The sequence below is a fragment of the Streptomyces toxytricini genome, from assembly GCF_014649915.1.
Lineage (GTDB): Bacteria > Actinomycetota > Actinomycetes > Streptomycetales > Streptomycetaceae > Streptomyces > Streptomyces toxytricini.
The window spans coordinates 67798-91351 of sequence record NZ_BMTY01000028.1 but is presented as its reverse complement, the minus strand read 5'-3'; the positions used below and the strand labels follow the sequence as shown (position 1 = coordinate 91351).

General features: G+C 76.0%; 20 protein-coding genes and 1 tRNA gene. 11 read left to right on the top strand and 10 right to left on the bottom strand.

Annotation, left to right across the window (positions count from 1 at the left end; all coding sequences use genetic code 11):
• The 4 genes from IE170_RS29115 to IE170_RS29100 form a co-directional block, all read left to right on the top strand.
• Positions 1-286 (top strand): hypothetical protein (locus IE170_RS29115; RefSeq protein WP_229885268.1); only part of this gene is annotated, 286 nt, incomplete at its 5' end.
• 148 nt (positions 287-434) lie between these two features.
• A complete protein-coding gene (locus IE170_RS29110) occupies positions 435-1598 on the top strand; it encodes an ATP-binding protein (RefSeq protein ID WP_189812459.1) in 1164 nt (387 codons plus the stop codon).
• On the top strand, positions 1595-5557 hold the full coding sequence (locus IE170_RS29105; protein ID WP_189812458.1) for a vWA domain-containing protein: 3963 nt from the start codon (positions 1595-1597) through the stop codon (positions 5555-5557). Before IE170_RS29110 ends, IE170_RS29105 begins: the two co-directional genes overlap by 4 nt.
• Positions 5554-7440, top strand: a complete 1887-nt coding sequence (locus IE170_RS29100) for a hypothetical protein (protein WP_189812457.1) — start codon at positions 5554-5556, stop codon at positions 7438-7440. Before IE170_RS29105 ends, IE170_RS29100 begins: the two co-directional genes overlap by 4 nt.
• A gap of 6 nt (positions 7441-7446) precedes the next feature.
• Here the strand turns inward: IE170_RS29100 and IE170_RS29095 are convergent, their stop codons facing one another.
• The 4 genes from IE170_RS29095 to IE170_RS29080 form a co-directional block, all read right to left on the bottom strand.
• Positions 7447-7938: an HAD domain-containing protein gene (locus IE170_RS29095; protein ID WP_223855765.1), complete on the bottom strand. Its 492-nt coding sequence runs from the start codon at positions 7936-7938 to the stop codon at positions 7447-7449.
• A 64-nt stretch (positions 7939-8002) separates the two neighbouring features.
• Positions 8003-8581: a helix-turn-helix domain-containing protein gene (locus tag IE170_RS29090; RefSeq protein WP_189812455.1), complete on the bottom strand. Its 579-nt coding sequence runs from the start codon at positions 8579-8581 to the stop codon at positions 8003-8005.
• Positions 8582-8686: 105 nt separating this feature from the next.
• Positions 8687-9193, bottom strand: a complete 507-nt coding sequence (locus IE170_RS29085; protein WP_189812454.1) for a mycothiol transferase — start codon at positions 9191-9193, stop codon at positions 8687-8689.
• Between the two features lie 108 nt (positions 9194-9301).
• The gene (locus tag IE170_RS29080; protein WP_114055578.1) at positions 9302-9490 is read right to left on the bottom strand and encodes a DUF6381 family protein; all 189 of its coding nucleotides are present in this window, start codon (positions 9488-9490) and stop codon (positions 9302-9304) included.
• A 242-nt stretch (positions 9491-9732) separates the two neighbouring features.
• Between IE170_RS29080 and IE170_RS29075 the strand changes: the two genes are divergently transcribed.
• A complete protein-coding gene (locus IE170_RS29075) occupies positions 9733-10644 on the top strand; it encodes a hypothetical protein (RefSeq protein WP_189812453.1) in 912 nt (303 codons plus the stop codon).
• Positions 10645-10769: 125 nt separating this feature from the next.
• On the opposite strand, the gene IE170_RS29070 is transcribed toward IE170_RS29075, so the two are convergent.
• Positions 10770-10843: transfer RNA gene (locus IE170_RS29070), tRNA-Cys, on the bottom strand.
• Positions 10844-10862: 19 nt separating this feature from the next.
• On the bottom strand, positions 10863-11915 hold the full coding sequence (locus IE170_RS29065; protein ID WP_189812452.1) for a PHP domain-containing protein: 1053 nt from the start codon (positions 11913-11915) through the stop codon (positions 10863-10865).
• A 204-nt stretch (positions 11916-12119) separates the two neighbouring features.
• Here IE170_RS29065 and IE170_RS29060 point away from each other — a divergent pair, with 204 nt between their 5' ends.
• The 4 genes from IE170_RS29060 (at position 12120) to IE170_RS29045 (ending at position 15443) form a co-directional block, all read left to right on the top strand.
• Complete coding sequence (locus IE170_RS29060) at positions 12120-13481, top strand: FAD-dependent oxidoreductase (RefSeq protein ID WP_189812451.1); 1362 nt, start codon at positions 12120-12122, stop codon at positions 13479-13481.
• A gap of 174 nt (positions 13482-13655) precedes the next feature.
• On the top strand, positions 13656-14042 hold the full coding sequence (locus tag IE170_RS29055) for a hypothetical protein (RefSeq protein WP_189812450.1): 387 nt from the start codon (positions 13656-13658) through the stop codon (positions 14040-14042).
• A 61-nt stretch (positions 14043-14103) separates the two neighbouring features.
• Positions 14104-14694, top strand: coding sequence for a HutD/Ves family protein (locus tag IE170_RS29050; protein WP_189812449.1), 591 nt, complete (start codon positions 14104-14106; stop codon positions 14692-14694).
• Between the two features lie 107 nt (positions 14695-14801).
• The gene (locus tag IE170_RS29045; RefSeq protein ID WP_189812448.1) at positions 14802-15443 is read left to right on the top strand and encodes a DinB family protein; all 642 of its coding nucleotides are present in this window, start codon (positions 14802-14804) and stop codon (positions 15441-15443) included.
• Positions 15444-15531: 88 nt separating this feature from the next.
• Here the strand turns inward: IE170_RS29045 and IE170_RS29040 are convergent, their stop codons facing one another.
• The 3 genes from IE170_RS29040 to IE170_RS29030 form a co-directional block, all read right to left on the bottom strand.
• On the bottom strand, positions 15532-16254 hold the full coding sequence (locus tag IE170_RS29040) for a hypothetical protein (RefSeq protein WP_189812447.1): 723 nt from the start codon (positions 16252-16254) through the stop codon (positions 15532-15534).
• A 95-nt stretch (positions 16255-16349) separates the two neighbouring features.
• Entirely contained in the window at positions 16350-18401 is a 2052-nt protein-coding gene (locus IE170_RS29035) for an RICIN domain-containing protein (protein ID WP_223855764.1), read from the bottom strand.
• A gap of 377 nt (positions 18402-18778) precedes the next feature.
• Complete coding sequence (locus IE170_RS29030; RefSeq protein WP_189812446.1) at positions 18779-20674, bottom strand: galactose oxidase early set domain-containing protein; 1896 nt, start codon at positions 20672-20674, stop codon at positions 18779-18781.
• Positions 20675-20935: 261 nt separating this feature from the next.
• Here IE170_RS29030 and IE170_RS29025 point away from each other — a divergent pair, with 261 nt between their 5' ends.
• Complete coding sequence (locus IE170_RS29025) at positions 20936-21550, top strand: DUF4360 domain-containing protein (protein WP_229885266.1); 615 nt, start codon at positions 20936-20938, stop codon at positions 21548-21550.
• Positions 21551-21622: 72 nt separating this feature from the next.
• Here IE170_RS29025 and IE170_RS29020 read toward each other — a convergent pair whose 3' ends face one another.
• Positions 21623-22543, bottom strand: a complete 921-nt coding sequence (locus tag IE170_RS29020; protein ID WP_189812444.1) for an AraC family transcriptional regulator — start codon at positions 22541-22543, stop codon at positions 21623-21625.
• Between the two features lie 100 nt (positions 22544-22643).
• Between IE170_RS29020 and IE170_RS29015 the strand changes: the two genes are divergently transcribed.
• Positions 22644-23549 carry an MBL fold metallo-hydrolase gene (locus IE170_RS29015; protein ID WP_189812443.1) on the top strand — a complete coding sequence of 302 codons (906 nt, stop codon included), beginning with the start codon at positions 22644-22646 and terminating at the stop codon, positions 23547-23549.
• Positions 23550-23554 lie beyond the last annotated feature (5 nt).

The window sequence follows — 23554 nt, the reverse complement described above, 5'->3', positions numbered from 1 at the left end:
ACTCGGCGCGACGGACCTGGTCGTGACGGCGAGCAGGACCCGGGCCGGGCGGACGCTGTTCCTGCCCGGCGGATGGGCCGAGATGCACACCCCTGTCCTGCCGCTGGAGCAGTGGAAGTTCCCGCTGTACGGCCTGGCCGCCGGCGCCCGCCCCGCTCTCGGCGTCCTCGTCCCGACCGAACCGGTCGCCGACCTGTACCGGCGGGCCTGGCAGCGGGTCACCGACGGCGACGCCCCGCGCTTCGAGCAGCTGAAGGTCAAGCGCACCCGCGGACGCCGCCGCTGACCGAAGGCCCCGGGCCGCAACCGCCGCCGGCCGGCTGCCGTCCCCCTCGCGGGGACGGCAGCCGGCCGACCTCCCGGGCCCGCCCCTCTTTCCCGTTTCCTTCCCGACGTTCCTTCTTCCGACCTTTCCCACGCACCGAGGATCCGCGATGACCACCACCGCCACCCAAGAACCGCCCGCCCCGGCCCGCCAGATGCTGCCCGCCGAGGAGAGGTACGCCGACGAGCTCGCCTTCCTCGCCGCGCAGGACACCGGCCCCCGCCCGCCCGGCTGGGCGCTCACCCCGCGCGCCGTCGTGACCTTCGTCTGCGGCAGCGACGGCGAGGAGCTCGCCCTGAGAGGGCGCCGGGCCGGCCTGCCCGCCAAGATGAGGATCGCCCCCAAGTTCGTCGGCGAGCGCGCCCTCGTCGAACGCTGCGTCGTCACCCTCGCGGGCGAGCGCGGCCTGCTCCTGACCGGCGAGCCCGGCACCGCCAAGTCGATGCTGTCGGAGCTCCTCGCCGCCGCCGTCAGCGGCACCAGCTCCCTCACCGTGCAGGGCACCGCCGGCACCACCGAGGACGCCTTCCGCTACGGCTGGAACTACGCCCTCCTCCTCGCCCAGGGCCCCACCCCGAAGGCCCTCGTCGACTCCCCGGTGCTGTCCGCCATGCGCACCGGGCGCGTCGTCCGCGTCGAGGAGATCACCCGCTGCCTCCCCGAGGTCCAGGACGCACTGGTGTCGATCCTGTCCGACCGGCGCGTCAGCGTCCCCGAACTGACCGCCACCGAGGACGCCGTCGTCAGCGCCGCGCCCGGCTTCACGGTCATCGCCACCGCCAACCTCCGCGACCGCGGCGTCTCCGAGATGTCCGCCGCCCTCAAGCGGCGCTTCAACTTCGAGACCGTCGACCCCATCGCCGACGCGGACGCCGAAGCCGCCCTCATCCGCCGCCAGGCCGTCGCGGCCGTGCAGCGCGCCGGTGCCTCCTTCGGCGTGGACGACGCCGTCCTCGACGCCCTCGTCACCGTCTTCCGCGACCTGCGCTCGGGCCGCTCCGCCGAAGGCTGGGACGTGGAGCGCCCCGGCACCGTGATGTCCACCGCCGAAGCCGTCCAGGTGGCCGCCTCCCTGGGCGTCGCGGCCGCGTACCTGCCGGGCGGCGACGTCCTCGACCTGCTGCCCGGCCACCTCCTCGGCGTGGTCCGCAAGGACGACCCCGCCGACCACGGCCGCCTCCTCGGCTACTGGGACGGCCCGGTCCGCCGCCGCGCCGAGGACGGCTCGGCCATGTGGCGCCGCCTGTGGGACCTGCGCGGGAGCCTGCGATGACCACCCTCACCGCGGGCGCGCCGACGCCCCCGGCCGGCCCCGGCCCGGGCGCCGCCGACCCGCGGGCCGCCGTGGACGCCCTCGCCGCGTCCCGGCAGCCCTACCTGCTGGGCGTACGCCACCACAGCCCGGCCCTCGCCGCCGTGGTCCCGGCGCTGCTGGACGCCGCCGGGGCCGAGGTGGTCTGCGTGGAGCTCCCCGCCGACTTCCGGCCGTGGCTGGAGCACCTCGCCGACCCCGAGACCGTCGCGCCCGTCGCCCTCGCCGGCACCGGGCGGGGCGGCGGCCTGGCGTTCTACCCGTTCGCCGACTTCTCCCCGGAGCTGGCGGCGATCCGGTGGGCCCGCGAGCACGGCGCCGAGGTGCTGTGCTGCGACCTGCCGCTGTCCGACCCGGGCTGGAACCCGGAGGAGGGTCCGGACGCGGCGCCGGACGCCGGCGGCGTCGCCGGCCCGGGTGTGCGCGGGCGTACCTACGCGGACGCCCTCAGCGCGTCCGGCACCGGCCGCGACGGCGACGACATGTGGGACCGCGCCGTCGAGGTTCTCGCCCCGGGCTGCACGCCGGAGGCCGTCCGCCGGGCGGCCCTCGGCGTCGGCTGGGCACTGCGCGAGGACGCCGACGTCCCCGCCACCGACCTGGCCCGCGAGGCGCGGATGCGCAGCGTCATCGCCGCCGCGGCCGCCGGGGGCAGGCGCGTCGCCGCCGTCATCGGCGCGTTCCACGCACCCGCGCTCCTCGACGCCGCGCTCCTCGACGCCGTTGACGGCGCGGGCACCGGCGGCGGGACCGCCGCTGCGGAGGCTCAGGCTCCCGCCGGCCGGGACGCCGCCGGGCACGCGGAGGCCGCCGTCACCTCGCTGGTGCCGTACTCCTTCGACCTGCTCGACGCCCGCTCCGGCTACCCCGCCGGCATCCGCGACCCCCGCTGGCAGCAGGCCGTCCTGGAGGCGGGCGGCGACCCCGAGCGGCTCCGCACCGCGGCGTCCGACGCCCTCACCGGCCTGTGCCGCGAGCTGCGCCGCGCCGGCCACACCGCCGGCACCGGAGAGGCCGCCGAAACCCTGCGCCTGGCCTGCGACCTGGCCGCCCTGCGCGGCCTGCCCGCGCCCGGGCGCGGCGAACTCCTCGAAGCCGTCACCACCGTCCTCGGGCAGGGCGAGCCCCTCGGCCGCGGCCGGGCCCTGGCCCGCGCCCTCGAAGCCGTGTTCGTCGGCACAGGCCGCGGCCGCATCACCCCGCACGCCCCGCGCTCCGGCCTCGGGCCCGGCGTCGAAGCCGAGCTCACCGAACTGCGGCTGCCCGGCCCGAAGGACCCCGCCCCCCGAGAGATCCGCCTCGACCCGCTGCGCTCCCCGCTCGACCGCCGGCGCGAGGTGCTCCTGCAGCGCCTCGCCGTCCTCGGCGCCGGATACGGGGAGGCCCTCGACGTGGCCGGCACAGGCGACGGCACCGCGCTCGGCACCAAGTGGCGGCTGAAGTGGACGCCGTCCGTCCCGGCCCGCCTGGACCTCGCCGGAGTTCGCGGCGTCACCGCCGCCCAGGCCGCCGCCGGAACCCTCGGCGAGACCGCCCGCCGGGCCGCCGCCGACGGCGGACCGACCCCGCCGCAGATCCTCGCCGGCCTGGCCGCCGCCGCCCGCTGCGACCTGCCCGAACTGGTCGGCGTACGCCTGGAGGAGGCCGCCGCCGTCCTCCCGCAGACCGCCGCCCTGCCCGAACTCCTCGAAGCGCTCGACCTGCTGGAAGGGCTCGCCCGCGGGCACTTCCCGCTGGACTCGGACGGCCTGCGCGAGGCCGCCGGCGCCCTCACCGGCGAACTGCTGGACGCGGCCGTACGCGCCCTGCCCGGCCTGGCCGGGAGCGAGGACCCCGCCGACGCGCGGGCGCTGGTCGCCCTCGCCGACCGGGCCGCCGGCCGACACCTCGGCCTGCGCATGGACGACGCCCTCGCCGCCCTCGCGGCCGACGGCTCCCCGCTGATGCAGGGCGCGGCGCTCGCGGTACGCGTCCTGCTCGACCTCGACCCCGCCGACGGGCTCGGAGCCCGCGCCGCCGGCTGGATCGACGGCGCCTCCACCCTCGAGGCGCGCCGCGCGCTGACGCGCCGTCTCGGCGGGCTGCTCACCGCGGCCGGGCCGCTGCTGCAGTCCTCCGCGGCCGCGCTCCTCCCGGTCCTGGACCGCGTCGACTCCCTCGCCGACACGGACTTCCTGGACCGGCTCCCGGCCCTCCGCGGCGGCTTCGACACGCTGGCCCCCGCCGCCCGCGAGCGGCTCCTGGCCACCGTCACCGAACGCCTCGGCGACCGCATCGACCTCACCCTCGACGCACCGCCCGCGCTGCTCGCCCTGTGGGCGGCGGCGGACGCCGCCGGAGCGGCCGCCCTGAAGGCCCTGCCGCGACCGGACCACCCGGCCGCCGCGGACCAGGCGACCGCTGCCTCCTCCTCGCGGCCCGGCGCGGCCGCCGAGGCTCCGGCCGAGGCGGCAACCGCCGCGTCTCCGGGGCCGGCCGGCCAGGCACCGTCCGCCGCAGCGATGACGGAGGCCGCGGGGTCGGGTGTCGAACCGCCGGCCACCGCAGCGGGCGGAGGGATGCCCGGGCGCACCGCCTCGGGCGCCGCCCCCACCCCGCCGGGGCCCGCCGGTGCCGACGCCGCGTCCGGCGCCGGACCCGTGGCCTCGGAGGCGGCTCCCGCCGCGTCCGCCGCCGGGGACGGACAGCAGGCCGGGGTCGCCGGCGCGGCGGCCTTCACGCCGCCCGCGGCGCACGTGCCGTCCGCGGATGATGCGCAGGCCGCGTCCGGCGCCGCCGGGGACCCCGTACGGCTCGGGCCCGCCGACCGCTGGCGGCTCCTCCTCGGCCGGCAGCGCGACCGGCTCCCCGCCGGCGCCCGCCGCTACGCCCGCGCCCTGGACGAGCTGTACGGCACCGGCCGCGGCGAGGGCTCCGCCGACCTCGACGGCGGCACCGGCGCCGGCTCCGGCACGGGCGGCGGGCAGGACGCCTCCTTCCCCACGGCCCGCGAATGGGCCGAGGAACTGCAGGCGCTCTTCGGCGCGGACGTCCGCGAGGAAGTCCTCGCCGCCGCCGCCGACACCGGCCGCAGCGACGTGCTCACCCAGCTCGACCCCGCCTCCGTACGGCCCTCCGTGGAACTCCTCAGCTCCGTGCTGTCCCTCGCGGGCGGCCTGCCCGAAGCGCAGGTGGCGCGCCTGCGCCCGCTCGTGCGGCGCCTGGTCGACGAACTCGCCAAGGAGCTGGCGACCCGGCTGCGCCCCGCCCTGTCCGGCCTCAACACGCCGCGGCCCAGCCGCCGCCCCGGCGGGCGGCTCGACCTGGACCGCACCCTGCGGGCCAACCTGGCGCACACGCGGCGGCTCGACGACGGACGCCTCGTCATAGTCCCCGAGCGGCCCGTCTTCCACACGAGGGCCCGCCGCGAGGCCGACTGGCGGCTGGTCCTCGTCGTCGACGTCTCCGGCTCCATGGAGGCGTCCGTCATCTGGTCGGCGCTCACCGCCGCGGTCCTGGGCGGCGTACCGACCCTGTCGACGCACTTCCTCGCCTTCTCCACACAGGTCGTGGACCTCACCGACCGCGTCGAGGACCCGCTGTCGCTGCTCCTCGAGGTCCGCGTCGGCGGGGGCACGCACATCGCCGCGGGCCTGGCCCACGCGCGCTCCCTGATCACCGTGCCGAGCCGCACCCTCGTCGTCGTGGTCAGCGACTTCGAGGAGGGCGCCCCCATCGGCGGACTCCTCGGCGAGGTGCGGGCGCTCGCCGCGTCCGGCGCCCACCTGATGGGCTGCGCCGCCCTCGACGACACCGGCACCCCCCGCTACTCGGTGTCCGTCGCGCGGCAGCTCGTCGCGGCCGGCATGCCGGTGGCCGCCCTCAGCCCGCTCGCCCTCGCCCGCTGGGTGGGCGACCGCCTCCGTGGAGAAACCCGTTGAGTACCGACCTGCTGCCGCCCGTCGCCCCCGAGGTCCTCGCCGAAGCGGTCGAGCACCTCACCGCGCGGCTGCGCAAGAAGCTCGACGCCGCCGTCGACGGCTGCGCCACGGGCGCGACACCGGCCGAGCGCGCCGCGGACGGCACCGTCACCGTCCGGTTCGGCGAGGACGCCGTCGTCACCCTGCGGCCCGGCCCCGGCGGAGCCGTCGACACCGCCGACCGGGCCGTCTGCACCTGCCTGCTCGCGCCCCGCTGCCTGCACCGGGCCGCCGCGCTCGGCGCGGCCCCGCTCGCGGACGCTCCGGCCGCGCCGGAGCCGGATCCGGAGGCGGATCCCGGCCGGCCGGCCGCGGCCGCGGCCGCCACCGGGGCGGAAGGCCCCGGCGGGCCGGCCGCAACCGCGGGCTCCACGCCATCCGCCGGCGGGCCCGAGAACCCGTCCGGCGGGGCGGAGGAGCCGCTCCCGGTGCTCACCGCGGCCCAGACCGCCGCAGCCGACGCCCTGTGGCGGGCCGGCGCCGAAGCCCTCGCCGCCGGCGCCACCGCCGCCGGGGCCGTCGTCCAGGCTGAACTGCTGCGCGCCGCCCACTCCGCCCGCGTCGCCGGCCTGCCGCGCGCCGAGGCCGCCACCCTGCGCCTCGTACGCGGTCTGCGCTCGGCGCGCGAGCGCAGCGGCAACCACCGCCCCGCCGACCTCGCCGCGTCCTTCCTGGAACTCCTCCAGACCGCAGCACTGCTGGCGTCCGGCACCGCGGACCCCGCCTGGACGGGCACCTCCCGGCGCACCTACCGGCCGGGCGGCCACCTGCGGGTGTACGGGCTGTGCCGGGAACCGGTGCTGACCGCCACCGGATACGGGGGAGTGGTCACCCACCTGCTGTCGCAGGACGGCGGACGCCACTCGCTGTCCGACGTCCGCCCCGGCGGCCTGGCCCGCGCCAAGGGCGCCGGCTCCGCCTCGGTGGTCCTCGGCGGCGCCGCCCTCGACCACGCGGGCCTCGCCCGCGGCGGCCTGCGCATCGCGGGCGCCACCGTCTCGCCCGACGGCCGGCTCGGCGCCGGACGCGGCGTACAGGCCCACCCGATGCCCGGCGTCCCGTGGACCGAGGAGCCCGCCGCCGCGCTGTTCGCCCGCCCGGCGGCCGAGGCGGTCGCCGCGCAGCTCGCCGACCCCGACCCGGACGGCGCCGGCCCGGCCCTGCTGGGCTGCGACGTCACGGTGCTCGGCCCGGCCGGCGAGGACCTCCTCGTACGGGAGGACCGCCCCGACGGGCCGGTGCTGCGGCTGCGGGCCGCCCACCCGCACCCCGAGCTGCCGCACCTGGAGAACCTGCGCCGGATCGCCTCCCACCCGGGCCTCGCGCTGCGCGTCCTGGGCCGCCCCGACCTCGACCGGGCCGCCACCCTGCGGCCCCTCGCCGTCGGGCCCGTCCCGGGCGCCGCGTACACGCTGCGGCTGCCGGACGGGCTGCTGGGCCGCGCCGACCTCGGCTACGACCGCCTCCAGGGCGACAACTTCCCGCCCCGGAGCGCCGCCCCGCAGACCCCGCCCGCCGAACCGGGACCCGACCCGCTGGCCGAATCTCCGCTGTGGCGGGCCGCCCGGCTGCTGGAGTCCGGCGTCGCCGGCGGCCGCCGGGCCGTCGCCGAGGCCGGTCGCGGGCCCGAGCCGCTCGCCGCGTACGGGCCTTTGCGGAGGGCCGGGTTCACCACTGCGGCGGAACTGGCCGCGGACCTGGCGGCCGAGGCGGACCGTCGGCCGCGCGACGCGTTCGGCCGCCTGACCGACCCGTCGGCCGACGCCTACGCCTGGGCGTGGCTGGCCGCCGCGACCCACCTGGCTGCGGCCCGACGGGCCCTGGTGGCCGCATCCTGGGCCTGAGCCCCCTCAGCGGCAGCCGCGCAACCAGGCGTCGACATCGGCGAAGTCCGCCTCCCGCAAACCGAACCGCGCGTCGACCCGGTGCAACATGGCCGGGCCTGGATGGCACTCGCCCACCCAGGCCCGGTCCGCCTCACGGATCTCGTCGTCGATCCAGACGAACGGCCGCCCCGCCGCCCAGGCGAGCAGGGACGGCAGCTTCCAGTGCCCACCGCGCCCAGTGCCGTGCTCCCACCGCACCACGGGCAGCACCGGCAGTCCGAGCCGCGGCCCCACGACGGTGTTGGCGTCGTCCAACCAGGTCGTCGCCCACACGAGCCGCCCGGGCAGCGCCGACAGCCGCGCCCCCAGCGCAGGATCAAGCCGCGCAAGCAGCGGATTCCCCTCGTCGGGCGGCCCGTACACGGGATACCCGCCGGGCAACTCCCGCTGCGAAGCCCCGAACGGGATCAGCGGCCCGTCGACATCGAGAAACACGATCGGCTCAGTGGCATCCATCCCCGCCATGATCACTCACTGGCCGCCCCGGCGGAACCCGAAGCCCGCAGCAACGCCCGGCGCGCTACGAGCCGCTCGGGCGGGCTCGGACGTGGACGCGTTCGCTCTGGGGGCCGAAGAGGCTGAGGAGTTCGACCGTCGCTTCGCCCGTGCTGCCGAACCAGTGCGGGAGGCGGGTGTCGAACTCCGCGGCTTCCCCCGGGCGGAGGAGCAGGTCGCGCTCGGCGAGGAGCAGGCGGAGCGTGCCGCTGAGGACGTACAGCCACTCGTAGCCCTCGTGCGTGCGGAGGTCGGGGTTCCTGCGGGTGGGCGGGATGACCATCTTGAAGGCCTGGAGCCCGCCCGGGTTCTGGGTCAGCGGGACGATCGTCGCCCCGTGCCGGCGGATCGGCTTCAGGCGGACCCGCGGGTCGCCGACCGGCGGCGCGCCGACCAGCTCGTCCAGCGGGACCCGGTAGGCGCGGGCCAGCGGCAGCAGCAGCTCCAGGTTGGGGCGGCGGGCCCCGGATTCCAGGCGGGACAGGGTGCTGACGGAGATGCCGGTGGTGTCGGCCAGCGCGGCCAGGGTGATGCCCCGGCTCTTGCGCAGGGCGCGCAGCCGCGGGCCGACGGAGGCCAGGACCGCCGCGTCGTCGTTCGCCATGCCGGCAAGCCTAGGGTCTGTCCGGTGGAGCGGGTCGCCGCGGCCCCGGCCGTGATCCGCCGGACGGGCCCTGGTTCGCCGCCGCAAGCGGCGGCGGCCCGGCCGTCAGCGGCCCAGCAGGCCCCGTACGAACGCCGCCTGGCCGGCGTGCTGGAGGTCGTCGGCCAGGATGCTGACCAGCCGCACCCCGAGGGTGACCGGCGGGTCCCACCGCTTGTCGACGATCCGCTCCAGGTCGGCGGCGGCGAGCCCGTGGAGGAAGGCCGCGCTCTGCTCGTGGACGGCGTCGTGGTAGCCCAGCAGCAGCTCGCCCGAGTCGACCCGGACCGTGCCCGCCTCCCGGGTGGTGTGGCCGTACCCGGTCGAGTCGGCGGGCAGCGGCAGCGCGAAGCGGCCCGCCCAGTCCTGCGCCGTCCAGACCTGCTCCTGCCCGGAGGCGTCGGCGATGTGGTCGTCCTGCACCCGGGTCAGGTGCCACACCAGCCAGGCGATGGAGTTCGCGTCCGGGCCGGTCCGCATGTTCAGCTCCTCGGCCGACAGCCCGTCGACCACCTCGTGCACCACCTCCCGGATCCGCCCGTACCCGTCGGCCAGTACCTGCGTCGCCTTCATCCACCGTCCCCAGACGTGTTCTCGAACGTGCCCGTGCCCGTGCCGCCGCACGGCGCACCGGCCGGGAGCCCCGCGGGGCCGCCAGCCGGTGGCCCGGACGGCGCTGCGCTACATGGGGTCCATACCCCGGTCGTCGATCCGGCTCTCCTGCTCGCTCTGCTCGCGCAGGCGCCGCGCCTTGTCCTGGAGCCGGCGGCGCTCGTCCGGGTCGCCGGAGCGTTCGGCCGCCTGCTGCAGCTCCTGCGCCTTCTCGCGCAACTGCCTCACCCGGCCGCCGGATTCGCCTGTAACGCCCATGATCACTCCTTGTGTGTGGGGGAAGGAGGGCGGACCCAGCGAAGCAGCCGGGCCGCGGGGCCGCATCTCGAACCGCCACCGACGGGTGACCGGCCGCCGGGGCCGATTCCCCCGTTCGCCCGTCGCGGATGGCGCCGTTCGGCGGTGTCCTCGTGAATGGGAACGGGCGTGCGCATCCATACGGCGCACGCTGGCCGGCGCGCACTACCGCAGACCCGGCGCGTCGGCGAACGGAGCTTCGGATGAACGGCCCTGACCCCATGACGCCCCCGGCGGCGCAGGCCGCCGGTCACCGCGGGCTCGCCGACACCGACGAACCCGCACACCGCGAGACGGGCGACGGCACCGGCTGGGCGGCCGCAGAGCCGATACGGACGGCGGGCACCTGCCGGCCGCTGGAGGAGGTCGCCGGGGTAATGAGCCTCCCCAAGGAGACGGGCCGGCATCCGGACCGCGGGCACCAGGCGCTGCGCGCGGCGGCCGTGGCGCGGCCGGTGCACGAGGTGCGCGAGAGCGTCGCCCTCCTGGACGACGCCGCCGGAGAGGGGCCCGAGAAAGACGTCACGCTGCGCGCGGCCGCCGTGGGGCGGCCCGTCGAGGGCGTCGCCCTGCTCGTCGGCATCCTCCGGACGGACGGCGCCGACGGAGCCCCCGCCGGTCCCGCGCGCCCGTACGGCCGCCCTGAGGCAGCCCCGGCGCAGGGCGCCGGGAGCCGCCACCGCGACCCCGTCCTCGACCCCGCCGCCCGGTCCGCGTCCGCTCGTGACCGGCGGCTGCGCCGTGTGCTGCGGCGGCCCGTGGCCGCGGTGCTGCTGTTCTGCGGTGTCCTCCACCTGCCCGCTGACCCGGTGGCGGTGCCGGCCGCGGGTCCGGCGGTCCTGCTGCCGCTGGTCGCCGCCGTGCTCGGCCTGGGCTTCGGAATGCTGTTGGCCGTACGGGGCGGCGACGCGGCCTGGCGGGCCGTTGCGGCCGCGGCGGTAGGGGTCGTCGCCCTGCACGTGGCCGGCGGAGTCAGCGGTTGGGACCCGCTGCGGGGCGCGGTGAGCGCGCCGCTGCCCTGGGCGGGCGCCGCGACGGTGCTGTGCGCGGCGGTCGCCGCCCTGCTGGCGGGACTGGCGCTGGCCGCCGCGGCGCGGCCGGGAGCGCGCGGTTGACGCCGGGGGAGTGAGCCCGCGGGGGCGGAGCCGCGCACGCGCCGGCTCCGCCCCCGCGACCTTGCCCCGGGGCGCGAGCGGCCGAACCGCGCAACAGCACCCGCGACCACTCCAGGCGCACGCGGTGGGGCGGGCCGGATTCGAACCGGCGTCATTCCTCTGTGCAGGAGGATGCGACGACCTCTGCGCTACCTGCCCCCACCGCGGCGGCGGGCAGCCTACGCCGCTCCCCCCGTCCGCGGCGGCCGGCGGGTGCGGGTCCAGGCCAGCAGGTCTTCCCGGGACCACGTGTTGACCACCCGTTCTGCCGGGACCCCGCACTCCGCGGCCCGTTCGCAGCCGGTGATCTGCCAGTCCAGTTGGCCGGGGGCGTGTGCGTCCGTGTCGATGGCGAAGAGGGTCCCCGCCTCCACGGCGAGCCGCAGCAGCCGGCGGGGCGGGTCGAGCCGCTCGGGCCGGCTGTTGATCTCGACGGCGGTCCCGGCCTCGGCGCAGGCCGCGAAGACCGCCGCGGCGTCGAACCGGGACTCCGGCCGGGTCCGCCCGGTCACCAGCCGGCCTGTGCAGTGGCCCAGGACGTCCATCAGCGGGTTCGCCACGGCGGCCAGCAGCCGGCGCGTCATGGCGGGCTCCTCCATCCGCAGCTTGGAGTGGACGGACCCGACGACGACGTCGAGCCGGTCCAGCAGCTCCGGCTCCTGGTCGAGGGAGCCGTCGAGGAGGATGTCGCACTCGATGCCGGTCAGCAGCCGGAACGGCGCCCACCCGGCGTTCAGTTCGGCCACGACGTCGAGCTGCTCGCGCAGCCGCTCGCCGGTCAGGCCGCGGGCGACCGTCAGGCTCGGCGAGTGGTCGGTGAGGACGGCCCACTCGTGGCCCAGCGCGGCCGCGGCCCGGCCCATCGCCTCGATCGGGCTGCCGCCGTCCGACCACTCGGAGTGCAGGTGGCAGTCGCCGCGCAGCGCCGCGCGCAGTGCGAGGGCGGCGGGGGAGGCGGGCCGCCCTGCGGGGTGGGCCGCGGCCTCGTCCTCCAGCTTCTGCAGGTATCCGGGCACGGCCCCGCCGAGGGCTTCGAGGACGACCTGGGCGGTCTTCGGCCCGATGCCCTTGACATGCTCCAGGGTGCCGGCCGCCGCCCGCCGCGCCACGTCGTCGGGGCCGAGGCCCACCAGCGCAGCAGAGGCGTTGCGGAAGGCGCGGACCCGGTACGTCGGTGCCTGCGCCCGCTCCAGCAGGAACGCGATCCGATCCAGCGCCGCGACCGGGTCCATCGAAACCTCCTCGTTTCCTCCCAGTCTGACCCGGTTCGCGGTCCTCCGCCCCGCCCGAACCCGCCGGTAGGATCCCCAAGGATGTCTTGGGAAGGTCATAAGTTCTGGTTATGGGGTCATAAACAGGGGGCGGGTGTCGGGTTAGGGTGGCCTTAGCTTAGGGTTCCCAGTGATCCAAACTTTTTCGGTCGAAGGGAACCTGTCATGCCTCGCCCCCTGCGGGTAGCAATCGTCGGAGCCGGCCCCGCCGGCATCTACGCCGCCGATGCGCTGCTGAAGTCCGAGGCCGCCGCCGAGCCGGGTGTGTCCATCGACATCTTCGAGCGGATGCCCGCCCCCTTCGGCCTGATCCGGTACGGCGTCGCCCCCGACCACCCGCGGATCAAGGGCATCATCACCGCCCTCCACCAGGTCCTCGACAAGCCTCAGGTCCGCCTCTTCGGCAACGTCGACTACCCGGGCGACATCACCCTCGACGAGCTGCGCTCCTTCTACGACGCCGTCGTCTTCTCCACCGGCGCCACCGCCGACCGCGCGCTGCCCATTCCGGGCGTCGACCTGGACGGCTCCTACGGCGCGGCCGACTTCGTCTCCTGGTACGACGGCCACCCGGACGTCCCGCGCACCTGGCCGCTGCACGCCGAGAAGGTCGCCGTCCTCGGCGTCGGCAACGTCGCCCTTGACGTGGCCCGCATCCTCGCCAAGACCGCCGACGAGCTGCTCCCCACCGAGATCCCGGCGAACGTCTACGAGGGCCTGAAGGCCAACAAGGCCGTCGAGATCCACGTGTTCGGCCGCCGCGGCCCCGCCCAGGCCAAGTTCAGCCCCATGGAGCTGCGCGAGCTCGACCACTCGCCGAACATCGAGGTCATCGTCAACCCCGAGGACATCGACTACGACGAGGGCTCCATCGCCACCCGCCGCGCCAACAAGCAGGCCGACATGGTGGCGAAGACCCTGGAGAACTGGGCGATCCGCGACACCGGCGAGCGCCCGCACAAGCTGTTCCTGCACTTCTTCGAGTCGCCCGTCGAGATCCTCGGCGAGGACGGCAAGGTCGTCGGCCTGCGCACCGAGCGGACCGAGCTCGACGGCACCGGCAACGTCAAGGGCACCGGCCAGTTCACCGATTGGGACGTCCAGGGCGTCTACCGGGCCGTCGGCTACCTCTCCGACGAGCTGCCGAAGCTGCCGTGGGACGTCGAGTCCGGCACCGTCCCGGACGAGGGCGGCCGCGTCATCGAGAACGGCGCGCACCTGCAGTCGACATACGTCACCGGCTGGATCCGCCGCGGCCCCATCGGCCTCATCGGCCACACCAAGGGCGACGCGAACGAGACCGTGGCCAACCTCCTCGAGGACCACGCCGCGGGCCGCCTGCACGCGCCGGCCGAGCCGGCCCCCGAGGCCGTCGAGGCCTTCCTCGCGGAGCGCGAGGTGCGCTACACGACGTGGGAGGGCTGGTACCGGCTCGACGCCGCCGAGAAGGCGCTCGGCGAGCCCGAGGGCCGCGAGCGAATCAAGATCGTCGAGCGTGAGGACATGCTCCGCGCGAGCGGGGCGTAACCCCCTCCCCGGGCCCGGGACCCGCCGCCGGCGGTCCCGGGCCCGCGCGCGCCCGTACGCCGCGCCACCGCCCGTCCGTACGCCCGTGCGCCGTCTCCGGGAGCGGCCCGCGAAGGCCGGCCGGTCCGCCGGAACACCTGCACCGGGCGCCGCCCCGCCACTACCGTGGCTGCCATGAGTGCCGATGACCTCAGCCCCGAGGACGTGTGGCCGCTGCCCCCGGCCTGGATGTTCGGCTGTACCAAGTGCGCGCGCCTCTACCGCTCCATGAAGGAGATAGAGGAGGCCGCGGCGGAACTCTGGCTCACGGGCGGGCAGGGCGTGGACTGGGACCCCGCCGACAGGGGGCCCGGCTCCCGCATACGCCTCGCCCGCCACATGGCCCTCACCCATCGGGACGTGCTCCCCGACTGGGCGCCGGCGTGCGCCCGGTGCGAAGAACACCGGCGCAGGGTCGAGAACACCGCGGCGTCCGACCTGGCGGCCGGCGCGCTCCTCGTCGGAGCCGAGCACCGGGCGGCGCACCTCTTCGTCCCGCCGCGCGGCCTGGACCTCGTCTGAACGGGCTCCCGCCCCGCCGGGCGCTGCCGCGGAGCGGCAATCCCCGTACGAAAGGACCGACATGCAGGGCCCCCTCCCCGGACCGCGCGTGCTGCGCGCCGCCGACCGCGCGGCCGTCGCCTGGAAGAACGGGGGCGGCGCCACCCGGGAGATCGCCGCGTGGCCGCCCGGCGCCGGCATGGACGGCTTCACCTGGCGCGTGAGCCTCGCCGACGTGGCCGCCGACGGCCCGTTCTCCGCGTTCCCCGGCGTGGACCGCACGCTCACCCTCGCCGAAGGCGCCGGCATGGACCTCACCGTCGCCGGCGCGCACCGCCTCGTCGACGAGCGTTACGCCCCGCAGCGCTTCCCCGGGGACGCCCCTACCGACTGCCGGCTCCTCGACGGGCCCGTCGTCAACTTCAACGTCATGTACCGGCGCGGCACCGCCCCCGCCGACACCGCGGTGGTCCGGGGCTCGCTCGCCGTCTCCTGCGGCCCCGGCGAGAGCCTGCTCGTCGTCCCCCTGGAGGGCACGGCCGAACTGGCCGCGGACGGTGCCGCCACGGCTCTCGGCCGGTACGACGCAGCCCTCGCCCGCGGCCCCTTCACCGCGGTCCTGCACAGCTCCGGCCGCACCGCCGTCGTCCGCCTCGGCGACGACAGCCGCTAGGGCTGCCCCGGGCGGCCGGAAATCCGGTGGCGGGCGCGCCGGGGCTGTGACAGCCTGCCGCGGGCCGGAGGCGCCGGCCCGCCGACACACCGCACCCGGGAGCCTCAGTGACACCGCCCTCCGCGACGCCGCCCCGACTGGCGCCGCTGCTCGCGCAGTTCGACTTCGCGCGCGAACGCCTCACCGCCCGCTTGAGCGGACCCGTCATGGACAGCGGCGACGGCGCGGCCACCGCCGTGGACTGCCCGCTCACCGACGAGGAGTGGCTCTGGGAGCCCGTCCCCGGCTGCTGGTCGGTCCGGCGGCGTGCCGACGGGCCGGGCCCCCGGGCCACCGCTCTGGCCGGCTGCGGCACCTGGGGCCGCGACGCCGCCGCCTACCCGCACCCCTGGCCGCCGCCGTTCACCACCCTGGCCTGGCGGCTGAGCCACCTCGCGGAGATGCTGGCCCTGCGCGCCGACCACACCGCCGGCAGCCGCTCCCTCACCCGCGACCGCCACCCCGTCGCCGGCTGCGCCGCCGATGCGGTCGCCGCGTTCGAGGCCGGCGCCGCCGCCTGGCGCGAGGCCCTGCTCGGCGTGGACGAGGCCGCCCTCGACACCGTCGGGTACTGCACCTACCCGCACGGCAGCGACGCCGAGGAGCCGTTCGTCGAGATCGCGTGGTGGGTCAACCAGGAACTCCTCCACCACGGCGCCGAGATCGCCCTCCTGCGCGACCTCCACCGCGACAGCGCCGCCCGCGCCTGACGCCGCCCCCGAAGGGGTGCCCGTACGCGCGAAGGCCCCCGCCCGGCCACAGGGGCCGGACGGGGGCCGGGAGCGCGTACCGCGGCCGTCAGAGACGGCGGGCGCGGGCGCGGCGCAGCAGGAGGCCCACGGCCGCTCCCGCGAGGGCGATCACGGCGACGCCCGCCGTGGTCCACCACCACACGCTGCTGTCGTCCCCGGCGGGCTCGGCGCCGCCGCCGTCGGAGGGCGGCGTCGCGGAGGGCGCGGACGGGCGGGATACGCCGCCCGCCTCGGGGGAACCGCCGGGGGCGGCGACGGACGGAACGGGCGCCGAGGGCGCCGCCGAGCCGCCGGAGCCACCCGTGCCGGCCGAGGCGTCGGGGGAGGCCGGAGCCCCGGAGCCGCCCGGACCCCCGGACGCCGCCGGGTCCACGACCGGTACCGACACCTCGGCGTCCGCCTGCCCGAGTGCCGGGTAACCGACGCGGACGGTCACCTTCCAGGTGCCGGGCGGCAGGGCCTCGGCCGTGTTCCAGACCTTGCGGTCCGGACCGGGGTCCCGGACCAGTTTCCACGGGCCCAGGGTCCGGGTGCCGTCGGCGCTGGCCGCGTCGACCGTGCCGGCGACCGCCCCGTCGACGGCGTCCCCGTCGTTCTCCCAGGTGATCTCCGTGGCGACGCGGCCCTGCCGCTCCCCGGTGACCACCACCTTCAGCGTGGACCCGTGGGCGCGGGCCGGGGACGGCGCGGCGACGGCCTGGGCCAGGAAGAGGGACAGGATCAGGGCCCCGAGTCCGCTGCGGACGGGGAAGGAGCGTCGTGTGCGCATCGTGTGTGGTGCTCCCTGGTGCGGTGGGATGAAGGAGCCGGCGGACGGCCGCAGGGGTGCGGCCGTCCGCCGGCGGAAGGCCGGCCGGGGGAGGATCAGCCGACCTTCTGGACCGTCCAGACCTGGTTGGCGCGGCCGTCGGCCCGCTGGAGGTCGAGCAGCCACGCGCCGTAGTAGGCGCGGTTGCTGACCGTCAGGGCGTAGGCGCCGCTCGGGTCGGTGATGGTGGTCGAGCCGCTCTGGGCGTTCAGCTTCCACTTCTGGGTGGCGCCGTTGCCGCACGGCTGCTGCGCGATCCACATGCCCTGCGCCGGGGCGCCGCCCGTCTGCAGGCACTTGCCGGAGACGGAGGACTTGATGCGGAACGTGCCGCCGCCCGCGTCCTCGAACAGCCACTGCTGCTGGGCGTAGCCGTTGGCGCGGCCGCCGACGAGGACGGTGCCGTCGGCGCTGCGGCCGCCCCACAGCTCGGCGTTCATGCCGGTGCTGCCGTTGCCGAGGGTGTAGCGGGTGTTGGGAGCGGTCCCGCCGCCGCCGGCGCCCGTCGTCTTGAAGACGGTGGTCTTGCCGGCGCCGCTGTCACGGCCGGCGCTGTCGCGGACCGAGACGGCGACCTTGTACTCGGTGCCCGGCTGCAGGTTGTAGATGCGGACGGCCTGCGACTGCACCCACGTCAGGTGCTTGCCGTTCAGCAGCACCTGGTACCAGGAGGCGCCGTCCACCTTCGGCCAGCTGACCACGGCCGAGTTCGACTGGATCTGGCCGACCGTCACCGTCGGGCCGCCGCCCGGCTGCTTCGTCGGGGTCGGCGTGGGCGTCGGCTTGGGGTTCGGATTGGGGTCGGTGGTCCCGCCGCCGTTGCCCTTGCCCTTCATCAGGAACTGGTTGTCGGCGATGTTCCAGTGCGTCGCCAGGTAGCTGCCCGGCTTCGGATTCGTGTGGAAGTAGTCGTCGTGGTTGCAGTCCAGGATGTTCTCGGACGCCTTGTTGGTGCAGACGTTGCGCATCTGCGGGTAGTACGGCGTGTCCGAGTAGCACATCACGTCCCACTCGTCGGTGCAGTGGGCGCCGCGGCTGGTGTTCGGCGCGCTGTTGTTGACCGCGCCGAGGTTGTGGCCCAGCTCGTGGGCCGCCGTGTGGCCGCCCCAGCAGCCCGTGTCCGTGCGGCCGTAGGAGGGGCCGAAGTTGCTCAGGTTGTTCTGGCCGGGGCGCTCGTCGCCCGCGAAGGTGCCGATGCCGCAGTAGACCTGGCTGTCGGCGAAGATCATGTACTTGCGGTCGCGGCGGTCCAGGCCCTTGGCGGCCAGCGCGCGGTTGGTGGCGCTGAAGTCGCCGAGGGCGTTCGCCGGAAGCTCGATGTTGAGCACGGTGGGCGTGCAGTCGGCCGCCGTCACGTAGCGGATGTGGCGGACACCGCCCGTCTCCTGTGCGCTCATCGAGTAGATGAGGTCGGCGTCTGCCGCCCACTTGCGGAAGGAGGCGAAGTACTCGGAGTACCGGTCGCGGTCGGGGCCGTGCACGTACACGACCTGGACGCGGTTGCCGGAGCTGCCGTCGCCGTCGCACTGGACCGTCTGGCCGGCGGGGCCGGCGGCGACGGTCTGGCCGCCGCCCGCGGCAGCGGGGGCGGGAGCGTCCTTGGGGGCCGCCTTGGCGGCCTTGGCGTCGGCGGCGGGCGCGTCCTGAGGACGCCCGCTGCCCTGGGCCGCGGCCTCGGGCTTGGCCGGGTCGGACGCCACGGCCTCGGTCTTCACCGCCGGCGGGACGTCCTTCTTGATGTCGACGTCCTTCGGCGGGGCGTCGGGACCGTGGCTGCACAGGCCCGTGTCCGTGCGGTACACACCCACGCACTTGTCGCCCTTGGGGGCCGCCTTCAGGCCGTCGTAGACCATGCCGCGCGCCGGTTCGTTGGCCGGCTCGCTCGGGAGGGCCTCGGGCTCCGCGTCACGGGCGGGCGCCGCGGCCGGGGTGAGCGCTTCCGCGATCCCGTCGGCCTGGACGGTGGTTTCGGCCTGGGCGTCGTCGCCGAGGCCGGAGTACGCGATGCCCCCCGCCATCACCGCCGCCGATGCCAGGGCGGCGGTGAAGAGTATCAACCGGCGCGGCTTGCGCCGGTGTTCGGGCTTGCTTCGACGATGTCTCGTCATGCGCACCTCAAATCCTTGGTCGGAGGAGTGGGTGCGCGGAAGCCTGCCAGACGGGCGCGGTGGAGAATTCGGACAAACGGGAATGCTGCCCGAGATATCTGACTGTTACCTTCGGGTTGGATTTGATGATCAGTCAAGTTGCTTGCATGGAACGGCAGTTACGCGCGTAGGGGTCGAATGGTCCAGGCCTTTGGCTCTGCGTCGTTATAAAATCGAAATAAGAGCGGGAGGCTTATTGACGACAATTCAGTCAGGGATTCATCTAATTACTACGAACTGAATTGCCCCTGTCACGAGCGGTGAGGAATCCTTCGCTCCGCCTCAGGATCCGCACACCGCCGCCACACCGCACCACACGGCGCACACCGCCGGGCCGCTCAACGGCGCCCGAGCTTGACCCATTTCGCGGTGCTCGGAACGCCCTTCGCATCGAGGAGGAAGAGCATGTAGTAGCCGGGCGGGGCGTCCGCCGCGCTCGGCGGCGTCCGCAGCTCGACCGCGCCGACGCGGCCTCCCGACCCGGCGCGCACCGCCGTCACCGCCAGCTCCAGGTGGCGCTGGCTCGTGTTCACCGCGTGCGTGACCGTGGTCGGCGCGAGCAGCACCGCCCGCCGGACGGCCGCCGCCGTGGAGGTCGACGCCACGAACCGCTCTCCATAGCCCAGTTCGCGCCCCGGCGCGCCGTCGAGGGCGGGCCGGTCGCCGCCCTGGTGCAGGTACGCGGGCTCGTACAGCTCGATGCTGCCGTCCATGCCGTCGGTGATGTCGGGATCGTTGGCGATCTGCTGGAGTTCGTCGCCGGTGACGAGCACCCGCCCGTCCGGCAGGACCAGGGCGTTGGAGTGGTAGCCGCGCGGCAGCCGCTGCGCCGGGCCGAGCCGCCAGGTGCCGCGGGCGTCCCGCAGCTCGACCTGCCGGTACTTCAGGTCAGCCTCCGGGTTGAACGGGCCGTGGCCGTAGTCCCGGGTGCTCAGGGCTCCGTTGACGGTGAGGAGCGTGCCGTCGGGCAGGATCAGGGTGTCGTCCTGGGTGCGGCCGAAGGCGCGGGGCTGCTCGGTGGTCCACCGGCGGCCGGCCAGCCGGTAGGTGTTCGGGTCCCGCGGGTCACCGCCGAGCACGAGGACGGAGTCGGGGCCGCGCAGCCCCGCCGGCAGCGGCACGGCGGAGCCGTACCCGCGGAAATCGGCCGGCCGCCGCGGCAGGTCGGCCCGGGTCTCCTTGACGGGGTCGAACACCCACTGCTGGTCGGCGTCCCGGCCGAGGCCGTAGACCATGCCGTCGCGCAGCGAGAACAGGTGCGGGTAGTCGTTGCGGAACGGCGCGTCCACCCGCAGCCGTTCCGCGGCCAGTCCGACGGGGATCTCGTACGGCGTCCAGGGCACCGGGTGGCGCAGCGCGGGGAAGCGCTCCACCACCGGCGTCGGGGTGCCCGTACCGCGCTCGGACTGGCCGGACATGATGATCTGCCGGCCGTCCGGGACGGTCACCACCGACGGGTACCAGCGGCCGACCGCCATGTCCGCGTTGCGGAACCAGGTTTCGGTCCACGGGTCGAAGACGAACGACAGGCGGGCGCCGCTGCCGCCCTTGCCGCCGGTGTTGCCGCCGAAGACGCCGACCATCCCGTTCGGCAGGAAGGCGTGGCCCGCGCAGAAGAACGGCGCCGGGCGCGGGGCGAACATGCCGTCGGGCATCAGGACGGTCGGCGGCTCCACCTTCCGGAACGCCCCCGGCCCCCTCCCGCGGGCCGGGTCCCACAGGTAGGCGCGGCCGGCGTTCGTCCTGCCGATCCGGTCGGTGGGGCCGGTCTCCTTCGTCGGATCGACCTCCACCCGCTCGAAGGAGAACAGCAGCACCTTTCCGGTGGGCAGCAGGGCTGCGTGCACGCCGAAGTCGGGGGAGGGGAAGAACTCGGCGAAGCGGCCGAAGCGGGCCGCGGCGAACGCGGCGTTCGTTTCGCGCTGCGAGGCCGCGAGGGAGGCCAGGCTCGCGGTCCGCTTGGTCTGGGGGTAGTCCTCGGTGCCGGCTGCCGCGGAGCGGCGCCGGGCGTGCGCCCGGGCGTGCTCCTCGCCGAGTACGGCGGCCTCGGCGGGGTCCGCATCCGCCCGGAGCCGGGCGGCGGGGGCGGAGGCGGAGCCGTCCGCGTGCGCGGGGGCGGCGGCCGGCAGCGCGGAGGCCGCCGGGGGGAGGGCCGTCGGCGCGAGGGCGGTCGCCAGGGCCGCGGCGACCCGGAGCGCGGCGGACAGGCGTGCGGAGCGGGCGCGACCCGGCATGGGCCCTCCTCCCAGGGATGAAAGTGCCCAGAATAGGGCGAAACGGTCGCACGGGCCGGCCGGGGCGCGTCATCGCGGGCCGAACGGGGTGCCGGTTGGGGCCGTTCGGCGGCAGCAGCCGCCCTGAAGAAACGTTCCACCGGTGAACCGGTCCCCCCGGAAGGGTGAGCCGCCGTACCCGGTGGTGACGGCCGCCCGCGTCCGGCGGCTATCCATGGCGGCGTGATCAAGCCACTTCGCACAGCACTGACCATCACCGCCGTGACCGCAAGCCTGGTCGCCGTCTCGCCCTCGGCCGGCGCGACCGCCACGGCGCCGCCCACCGGCAAGGTGACCGTCGACGTCGCCACCGTCAACGGCTCGGGCTGCCGCCCCGGCACCGCTACCGTCGCCGTCGCCCCCGACAACTCCGCCTTCACCGTCACCTACAGCGACTACCTGGCCCAGGCCGGGGCGGACGTCCCCGTCACCGAGGGCCGCAAGAACTGCCTCCTCTCCCTCGTCGTCAACGTCCCGCAGGGCTTCACCTACGCGGTGTCGAAGGTCGACTACCGAGGCTTCGGCAGCCTCGCGGACGGCGCCGTCGGCACCCAGAAGGCCAGCTACTACTTCCAGGGCATGAGCCAGACCATGTCCCGCAGCCACCAGTTCCACGGCGCCCTCGACGACAACTGGCAGGTCACCGACACCACCGGCATCGAGGCGCTCGTCTTCGCCCCCTGCGGCGAGAAGCGCAACTTCAACATCAACACCGAACTGCGCGCCGAGGTCGGCACCTCGGACAAGACCCAGGTCAGCTACATGACCGTGGACTCCACCGACGGCAGCCTCAACACCGTCTACCACTTCTCCTGGAAGGAGTGCCCGGCCCGCTGAGCCGGGCCACCGCCCGACCTGGGGCGGCGGGCCGCCCGGCCCGCCGCCCTTCCCCCGCCGACCGCGGACGGTTCAGGGCGAGAGCGGCCCTGCCGCCCGCCAGCGGCCCGGGGTCGTCCCGAACTCCCTGCTGAACGCGTGCGAGAACGCGTACGCGCTCCCGTACCCGACCCGGCGCGCCACCGCGGACAGCGGCTCGGAGCCCTCCCGCAGCAGCGCCGCCGCCCGCGTCAGCCGCCACCACGCCAGGTACGCCATCGGCGGCCGGCCGACGAGCGCCGTGAAGCGGCGCGACAGCGTCGCCCGCGACACCCCGGCCTCCGCCGCCAGCCGCTCCACCGACCACTGCGCGGCCGGATCCGTGTGCACCGCCCGCAGCGCCGCGGCCGCCACCGGATCGCCCAGCGCCGCCGGCCAGGCGCCCCGCACCGCCTCGGCCGTCCACGACCGGACCATGTACACGAGCAGCAGGTCGAGCAGGTGCGGAACGGCCATTTCCGAGCCGGGCCGCGGAGACCCCAGCTCGCCGCCCAACAGGTCGATCGCCGCCCGCAGTTCCGGATGGCGCCCCACCCGGTTCGGCAGGTGGACGACGGGCGGCAGCTCCCGCAGCAGCGGGTGCAGGCGGCTGCGGTCCAGCCGGTACTTGCCGCACAGCATCTCCACCCCGCCCGGCCCGCCCGCGTCCCACCCTGCCGGGGCCGCGGCGGGCAGCGTCTCGAACGGCACAGCGCGCGCCACCGCCGCGGCGTCGGCGGGGGAGTCCGCCATCACGTGCCCCGTGCCGTGCGGCAGCAGCACCGCGTCGCCCGCGGCCAGCGACACCGCCGCGCCCCCCTCCGGCAGCAGCCAGCAACTCCCCTCAAGCACCACGTGGAAGCCGGCCCCGCCGTACGGCGCGAAGCGCGTGCACCACCTCCCGTGCACCCGCATCCGCCGGGACTCGGCCCGCCCCACCCGGACGGCCGCGATCGCATCGCTCACCACATCCACCCCGCCACCCTAACGGTGGCCCTCACCCGTGAGACGCTCGCGCATGCGGCCGAGCTCCACGCGCATTGAGCAGCTCGAACACGCCTCCTACGGTGGCGCCATGAGCACCGAAACCACCGCGCCTCAGCGCATCACCGTCGGCGACGTCGAGGTCGTCCGCGTCGTCGAATGGCTGGGCCCCTTCGCCCCCGCCACCGACCTCGTCCCGCAGTCCGCACCGCAGATGTGGCAGGACGGCGGCGCCCACCTCGCCCCCGACCACTACGACCCCGCCCGCGGCCTGGCCGTCATGGCCCTCCAGACCTGGGTCGTGCGCAGCGCGGGCCTGACCGTCCTCGTCGACACCGGCGTCGGCAGCGGCCGCGACCGGCCCGCCTCCCCGCACTTCCACCGGCGGGAGGGCGACCTCCTCGGCGACCTCGCCCGCGCCGGGATCCCCGCGCAGGACGTCGACGTCGTCGTCAACACCCACCTCCACGCCGACCACGTCGGCGGCAACACCACCGGCGCCGACGGGGAGTGGGCCCCTGCCTTCCCGAACGCCCGCTACCTGGTCCCCGCCGCCGACGACCACCACTTCGGCCCCGCCGGCGGGTACGGCGGCAACCGCAGCCCCGACGACCGGCTGCTGTACGAGGACAGCATCGCGCCCGTCCACCGCGCCGGGCAGACCCGCCTGTGGGACGGCACGCTCCGCATCGACGCCCACCTCACCCTCGAATCCGTCCCCGGGCACACCCCCGGCTCCGGCGTGCTGCGGATCGCCTCCCGCGGCGAGCGCGCCGTGTTCGCCGGCGACGTCCTGCACAGCCCGGTGCAGATCCTGAACCCCTCCTGCAACAGCTGCTTCTGCATGGACCCGGTGCTGGCCGCGGCCGGCCGCCGCAAGGTCCTCGAGCGCGCCGCCGACGAGCGGGAGCTGGTCATCCCGGCCCACTTCGCCGGCCCCGGCGCCGTACGCGTGCGCCGCCGGGGCGGGGCGTTCGGTTTCGACCCCGCCGCCTGAGGTGC

Excerpts from the sequence above, each read along its gene's own strand:
- IE170_RS29040 (WP_189812447.1), bottom strand. The coding sequence starts at position 16,254 with ATGCGCACACGACGCTCCTTCCCCGTCCGCAGCGGACTCGGGGCCCTG.
- IE170_RS29105 (WP_189812458.1), top strand. The coding sequence starts at position 1,595 with ATGACCACCCTCACCGCGGGCGCGCCGACGCCCCCGGCCGGCCCCGGC.
- IE170_RS29095 (WP_223855765.1), bottom strand. The coding sequence starts at position 7,938 with ATGGATGCCACTGAGCCGATCGTGTTTCTCGATGTCGACGGGCCGCTG.
- IE170_RS29080 (WP_114055578.1), bottom strand. The coding sequence starts at position 9,490 with ATGGGCGTTACAGGCGAATCCGGCGGCCGGGTGAGGCAGTTGCGCGAG.
- IE170_RS29015 (WP_189812443.1), top strand. The coding sequence starts at position 22,644 with ATGAGCACCGAAACCACCGCGCCTCAGCGCATCACCGTCGGCGACGTC.
- IE170_RS29035 (WP_223855764.1), bottom strand. The coding sequence starts at position 18,401 with ATGACGAGACATCGTCGAAGCAAGCCCGAACACCGGCGCAAGCCGCGC.
- IE170_RS29050 (WP_189812449.1), top strand. The coding sequence starts at position 14,104 with ATGCAGGGCCCCCTCCCCGGACCGCGCGTGCTGCGCGCCGCCGACCGC.
- IE170_RS29060 (WP_189812451.1), top strand. The coding sequence starts at position 12,120 with ATGCCTCGCCCCCTGCGGGTAGCAATCGTCGGAGCCGGCCCCGCCGGC.
- IE170_RS29055 (WP_189812450.1), top strand. The coding sequence starts at position 13,656 with ATGAGTGCCGATGACCTCAGCCCCGAGGACGTGTGGCCGCTGCCCCCG.
- IE170_RS29075 (WP_189812453.1), top strand. The coding sequence starts at position 9,733 with ATGAACGGCCCTGACCCCATGACGCCCCCGGCGGCGCAGGCCGCCGGT.
- IE170_RS29090 (WP_189812455.1), bottom strand. The coding sequence starts at position 8,581 with ATGGCGAACGACGACGCGGCGGTCCTGGCCTCCGTCGGCCCGCGGCTG.
- IE170_RS29085 (WP_189812454.1), bottom strand. The coding sequence starts at position 9,193 with ATGAAGGCGACGCAGGTACTGGCCGACGGGTACGGGCGGATCCGGGAG.
- IE170_RS29110 (WP_189812459.1), top strand. The coding sequence starts at position 435 with ATGACCACCACCGCCACCCAAGAACCGCCCGCCCCGGCCCGCCAGATG.
- IE170_RS29065 (WP_189812452.1), bottom strand. The coding sequence starts at position 11,915 with ATGGACCCGGTCGCGGCGCTGGATCGGATCGCGTTCCTGCTGGAGCGG.
- IE170_RS29030 (WP_189812446.1), bottom strand. The coding sequence starts at position 20,674 with ATGCCGGGTCGCGCCCGCTCCGCACGCCTGTCCGCCGCGCTCCGGGTC.